This window comes from Bradyrhizobium sp. Mp27 (assembly GCF_029953005.1).
GTDB lineage: Bacteria > Pseudomonadota > Alphaproteobacteria > Rhizobiales > Xanthobacteraceae > Bradyrhizobium > Bradyrhizobium barranii.
On sequence record NZ_JASAUS010000267.1, the window covers coordinates 1 to 6,232 of the forward strand.

Consider the following 6,232-nt stretch of genomic DNA (forward strand, 5'->3'; position numbering starts at 1 on the left):
GCACGCCTCAAGCACCTTGCGATCTTTCCTCGAAAGGTGGACTTCTCTTGCTTCGGGTATCATCCCGACCTTGAATCACGACTCACGTTCCAAGAAAAGTGGGTACTAGATAGGCCGTGATCAGCCGGGGATCGTGGATGAGATCCTTGGCCGGGCCCGACTGCACGACCTCGCCGGTCTCGAGCACATAGCCGTAGTCGGCCGTCTCCAGCGCAGCCCGGGCGTTCTGCTCGACCAGCAGGATCGACACGCCGAGATCGCGCAGGGACGCGATGGTGCGAAAGATCTCGCGCACGATCAGCGGCGCGAGGCCGAGGCTCGGCTCGTCCAGCATGAGCAGTTTCGGCTTGGCCATCAGCGCACGGCCGAGCGCGAGCATCTGGCGCTCGCCGCCGGAGAGCGTGCCTGCCGCCTGGCGCTGCCGTTCCTTCAGGCGGGGGAAACGATCGTAGACCTCGTCCAGTGTCTTCTGGACGCCCGAGCGGTCGCGCAGGCTGTAGGAGCCGAGCAGGAGGTTGTCCGCGACCGTCATGTCGGAGAACAGCTCGCGCTTCTCCGGCACCAGGCACAGCCGGCGCTCGACGCGGTCTTCGACCGACATCCTGCCGATGTCGTGACCCTGGAAGACCATGCGGCCGCGCGAGGCCAGCAGGCCGATGGCCGCCATCAGCAGCGTGGTCTTGCCGGCACCGTTCGGGCCGATGACGGTGACGATCTGACCTTCCTCGACCGACAGCGACACGTTGCGGACCGCTTCGACATTGTCGTAGCAGACCGTCACATCCGTCATGGACAGCATCTCGCTCACGCGACGCCTCCGAGATAGGCTTCCTGGACCCGTTCGTCGCTGCGGATCGCGGCTGGCGCGCCTTCGCAGAGTTTTGAGCCGAAATCGAGCACCACGATGCGGTCAACCAGCGACATCACGAACTCCATGTCATGCTCGACGATCAGGATGGTCAGATGGTCCGCCCGCAGCGAGCGGAGCAGTTCCGCGAGCCGCAGCTTCTCCTGGCGGCGAAGGCCCGCCGCCGGCTCGTCCAGCACCAGCAGCGCAGGGTCGGCGGCGAGCGCACGCGCGATCTCAAGGATGCGCTGGTTGCCGAGCGGCAGATTGCCCGCGAGCTCGAACGGCTTGTCGCCGAGCCCGACGCGTTCGAGCTGCATCAGCGCCTCGTGCCGGGCGCTGGCTTCCTCGCGCTGGTTGAGGCGGAAGGCGCCGGTGAACAGGCCGCTGCGCGTGCGGGCATAGGTGCCGAGCATCACATTTTCCAGCAGGCTCATGCGCGGCCTCAGCTTCACATGCTGGAAGGTCCTGGCGACGCCGGCCTTGGCGATGCGGGACTGCGCGTCATGCGTGATCGGGCGTCCCGCAAAGACGATCTCACCCTTGTTGACCCGGAGCGCCCCGGTCAGGCAGTTGAACATCGTGCTCTTGCCGGCCCCGTTGGGGCCGATGACGGCAAGGATTTCGCCGGCGCGGACCTCGAAGCTGACATTGTTGACCGCGACGAGGCCGCCGAACCGGCGCTCGGCACCATCCACTTTCAGAAGGAGCTCCCCGGGCGTCGGTTGCGCGCGACGGGGCAGGGGCGGCGCCGGTTGAGGTCGCTCGCGCCGGGCCTTGGGCAGATAGCGGGCGACGAAGGGAACGATGCCCTGCCGGGCCCATTGCAGGAACAGGATGAACAGCGCGGAGAAGGCGACGATCTCGAGCTGGCCTGAGGCACCCTTGGCGATCAGCGGCAGATAATCCTGCACGCTGTTCTTGAGCAGCGTGACGACCGCGGCCCCCACGACGCCGCCGAGCAGGCTGCCGGCGCCGCCGACCATCGACATCATCAGATATTCGATGCCCATGCCGGCATCGAACGGACCCGGGCTGATGAAGCGGCTCATGTGTGCGTAGAGCCAGCCGGAGAGCGAGGCGAGGAAGGCCGCGATCACGAAGGTCACGAGCTTGATGCGGAAAGCGTTGATGCCGAGGCTCTCGACCAGCGTATTGCCGCCGCGGAGCACGCGCATGGCGCGGCCGAGCCGGGAGTCCAGCAGGTTGTAGCCGAGGAAAAGCACCGCGGCGACGATGCCCCAGATCAGGAAATAGATCTGGGCGCTCGTGACCAGCGCAATCGAACCGAAGCTGATCGGCGGGATCGACGAGATGCCGTTGAAGCGGCCGAGCCCCTCGACATTGCCGAACAGGAAGCCGATCGCAAGGCCCCAGGCGACGGTCGAGAGCGACAGGAAATGGCCCTGAAGTCGCAGGGTGACGACGCCGAGAACGGTTGCGACGCCGCAGGTCAGCACCACGCCGAACACGAGGCCGAGCCACGGGGAGTACCCGTTCAACGCCGAGACCCACGCGGTTGCATAGGCCGCGACGCCGACGAACGCCGCCTGACCGAACGACACGATGCCGCCGACGCCGGTGAGAAGTGCAAGACCAATGGCGACCAGCGAATAGATGCCGATATAGTTCATCAGCGTGATGCTGAACGGACTGAGCACGAAGGGAGCCACCGCGAGACACAGCACGGCGAGGACGGCGGCAAGCTGAATGTGGAGGCGCGTCATTCCTCGATCTCCTCCTCGGAATGCAGCGAGGCGAGGGATCGCCAGATCAGGATCGGGATCAGCAGCGAAAAGACGATGACGTCCTTGAGCGCGCTGCTCTCGAACGAGGCAAAGCTCTCGAGGATGCCGACGCCGACGGCGCCGATCGCGGCACCGGGATAGCTGGTCATGCCGCCGACGATGGCGCCGACAAAGGCCTTGAGGCCGATCAGGAAGCCGGAATCGTAGAACACAGTGTTCACCGGAGCGATCAGGATGCCCGATACGCCGGCCATCAGCGATCCCAGCAGATAGGCGATCGTGCCGGCGCGGGCGGGGCGTATTCCCATCAGCCGGGAGCCAGTCCGGTTCACGGCCGTGGCGCGCAGCGATTTTCCGACCAGCGTGAAGTCGAAGAAGAGATAGAGGAGGCCGCTGAAAACGAGGGCCGCGATCACGATCAGCATGGTCTGGCCCGAGATCAGCACGCCCGCGAACTCGGTCGAGAGCGAGGTCAGCGGCTCGGTCCGAACGCCTTCGGGCCCGAAGAACAACAGGCCAAGGCCGACCAGCGCGAAATGCAGTGCCACGGACACCGTCAGCAACAGCAGCACGGTGCCGTCAGCGATGGGACGGAAGACGATCCGATCCAGAAGTGGGGAGATCGGCGTGATCAGCATCAGCGCCAGCACGAGCCTGATGGCGAGCGGCGGGTCCAGGCGCATGACAAGCCAGGCTGCACCGACCACGGCGAGCGGAAGCAGGAGATAGAAGGACAGCGCGCGGGGCAGCAGGCGGAGTTCGCCGGAGCGCACCAGCGAGATGATCTCGATCAGGGTCGCAAGACAGGCCAGGATCACGACCAGCGCTCCCGTGCCCGGAAAGCGCTTCGCGTCGAGGGCAGCCAGCGTCAGCGCGGTGAAGGCCGCGATGTCGCCGAAGGGAATGAAGATGACTCGCGTCACCGTGAAGATCAGGACGGTCCCGATCGCCACCAGGGCATAGACGGCCCCAGTGGCGATCCCGTCGATCGCGAGAATGGCTGCAATGTCGCTCGTCATTGAGACGTCGTTGCTCCCTGTGATGCCGCGCCGTTGATCCGGTTATGGCGCGTACTTCCAGGCGCCGCCGGTCAGGCGCACCACGACGAGCGAGCGCTCGTCGACGCCGGTGACCGCACCGGGCTTGAAATTGTAGACGGCATGCACGCCCGGCAGCTCCTTGGTGCTGAGGATCGCGTCCCGCAGCGCCGTGCGGAATTCCGCCGTTCCGGGCTTGGCGGTCTTCAGCGCGCGCTCGGCAGCGTTGGCGAAAATCAGCCAGGCGTCGAACGAATAGGCGGAGAAGCCGTCGGTGGTCGGGATGTTATGGGTCTTCTGGTAGACGCTGCGGAAATCCAGCGCGATCTTCTTGGCAAAGTGCTCGTCGGGAAGCTGCTCGGCGACGATCACGGGACCCGCGGAGACCTGAATGCCGTCGGCCGCCTTGCCGCCGACGTTGACGAAGTCCGGATTGACGAGTGCCACCGTGCCGTAGGTGTTGCCCTTGAAGCCCCGCTCGGCGAGCGTGAGAAGGGGCAGCGCGCCTTGCGTACCCGAGCCGCCGTCCAGTACGGCGTCGGGACGTGCGGCCATCACCTTGAGAATCTGCGCGGTGACCGAGGTGTCGGTGCGGGCATAGCGCTCGTTGGTCTGAATCTTGATGTCACCGGCGGCTTCGGCGGCCTTGGCGCCGTTGTAGACGAGGTCGCCCCAGGCATCGGAGAAGCCGACATAGCCGATGTTCTTCATGCCGTCGCGTTTCATGCGGTCGGCCACGATCTTCACGAGGAGAGAGGCCGGCTGCGGCACCGACACCACCCACTGCTCCGGCGTATCCGGCAGCTTGCCGATCGGCGAGACCGCGATCATCGGCACTTTCAGCTCGCTCGCCACCGCCGCCATCGCGATGGTCGAGGGCGCCGTGGCCGTGCCGATCAGGAGGTCGACCTTCTCTTCTTCCACCAGCTTGCGCGCATTGCGGGTCGCGGCCGACGGGTCGGAGCCGTCGTCGAGCTGGATCAGGCGAATGGTCTCGCCGTTGATGGTCTTCTTGTACTCATAGGCGGCATTGATGCCGCGCCCATAGGGGATGCCGATCGACGAGCCGTTGCCGCTCAGCGAGGTGACGAAGCCGATGGTGATGTCGGCTTGCGCAGCCGGCGCTGCGAAGAGTCCGGCGACAAGTGCGAGTAGGCTCAGAGTCTTGCGCATACGCGTTCTCCTCCGTTGGTGCTGGATAGGAATGCCTCGAAGCTGCCGTGCGGGGACCCCGAACGACGAACGAACCGATTAAAAGCATTGCTGCAGCGCCGAAATCCGGGCGCGACCGAAGAGGGTTTGCTCGGCCGGATCTCAGCGGCCATGGCGCTGGTTGCCGCTCGAACGACAGGCCCATCGGCAGATGCGGGCGGGACTTTCCTGAAGCAACGAAAGGCCGTTGGCCCGGCCGCGATGCGCGGCCGGCGATGCTGTTGCTGCCGGCTGTTCGAGCGCGGCGACTGTCCACACGATCGAGTCTCTCAAAATCGGTGCCCTGCAACATCCACCGGTCCCTGGCCGGCGAGGAATTACTTAAAGCCTAAAGTATTGTTGGTGGAGCCGTCAACACGTGTCACGGCTCTGTCAGAAAAAATGTTGTTGCATACAATTTCGCCAGAGCGCGGCGCCTCAATGCCGATCGAGCGTACGAAAAGGCCGGGCTTCCCTTGCGGTGGCGGTGGCCGTCGGCGACGACGCCGAGTGCATTGGACGCGTGAATTAGTTTATGATTGAAATATATTTATCGGCCGTCGACGACCGATCCTCCGATCGCCGCCTCAGGAGAAGGACGATGCGCATCTTCTGGCAGAGCTTCGTTGATGCGAGCGTGAACGCGCCCTACATGGCGCGGCTGTCGGAATACCTCAACAACATCGCTGCATCGGGCACGACAGTTCACGTCGAGGGCATTTCGCCGCCCGACCGGGAGTTCGGACGGCTTGCGGAATTGCGCTGCGCCGTCCAGGCGATCGACAACGGCATCGCAGCCGAGGAGGGCGGGTTCGACGCGTTCGTGATGGGACATTTCCAGGATCCCGGGCTCTACGAGTTGCGTTCGACGCTGGACATTCCCGTGATCGGGACCGGCGAGGCGACGTTGCTGGCGGCCTCTCAGCTCGGTCGGAGACTCGGTCTTGTGACGCTCGATCCCGTCTTCGAGGTCTGGCACTACGAGCAGGCCGAGCGTTATGGCCTCGGCGATCGCGTGGTCCATGTGACCGGCCTTGGCTGCAAGCCGGCGGATTTCGCCGATGCCTTTGACGGAGATCAGGCCGCGCAAGCCCGCATGATCAAGGACTTTGTCGCCTGCGCACGTCCGCTGGTCGAGCACGGCGCCGACGTTGTGATCCCCGCAGGTGTACTGCCGGGCCTGCTGATCGGAAGGGAGCATGGCCTGACAGTCGGGCACGCGCCGGTGGTCAATTGCGCGGCGGTGGCGCTGAAAAGTGCCGAGATGTGGGTGCAGCTCCGGCAGCTCAATGGCACCGAGCCTAGCCCGTCCTATTCGTGAGAGTGCGGCTTTTGGGCCCGATTGATGCGGCCGCACATCTTGTCTGACGAGGCGCACAGGATTGCCTTCGGCTTTTCGCCGCCTGACG

5 protein-coding genes are annotated in these 6,232 nt (G+C 65.0%); 1 reads left to right on the forward strand and 4 read right to left on the reverse strand.

The window, feature by feature from the left end:
• Positions 1-82 precede the first annotated feature (82 nt).
• From QJT78_RS47455 to QJT78_RS47470, 4 genes are read right to left on the reverse strand one after another with little or no spacing between them, the layout of a single operon-like run.
• Positions 83-808 (reverse strand): ABC transporter ATP-binding protein, encoded by a 726-nt coding sequence (locus QJT78_RS47455; protein ID WP_281460737.1) that lies wholly within the window; start codon positions 806-808, stop codon positions 83-85.
• A complete protein-coding gene (locus tag QJT78_RS47460; RefSeq protein WP_028149396.1) occupies positions 805-2,574 on the reverse strand; it encodes a branched-chain amino acid ABC transporter ATP-binding protein/permease in 1,770 nt (589 codons plus the stop codon). Before QJT78_RS47460 ends, QJT78_RS47455 begins: the two co-directional genes overlap by 4 nt.
• The gene (locus tag QJT78_RS47465) at positions 2,571-3,614 is read right to left on the reverse strand and encodes a branched-chain amino acid ABC transporter permease (RefSeq protein ID WP_028149397.1); all 1,044 of its coding nucleotides are present in this window, start codon (positions 3,612-3,614) and stop codon (positions 2,571-2,573) included. Before QJT78_RS47465 ends, QJT78_RS47460 begins: the two co-directional genes overlap by 4 nt.
• Positions 3,615-3,656: 42 nt before the next feature.
• Complete coding sequence (locus tag QJT78_RS47470; protein ID WP_038943768.1) at positions 3,657-4,805, reverse strand: ABC transporter substrate-binding protein; 1,149 nt, start codon at positions 4,803-4,805, stop codon at positions 3,657-3,659.
• Positions 4,806-5,424: 619 nt separating this feature from the next.
• Between QJT78_RS47470 and QJT78_RS47475 the strand changes: the two genes are divergently transcribed.
• Positions 5,425-6,144, forward strand: coding sequence for an aspartate/glutamate racemase family protein (locus QJT78_RS47475; RefSeq protein WP_281460738.1), 720 nt, complete (start codon positions 5,425-5,427; stop codon positions 6,142-6,144).
• Positions 6,145-6,232: the final 88 nt, after the last annotated feature.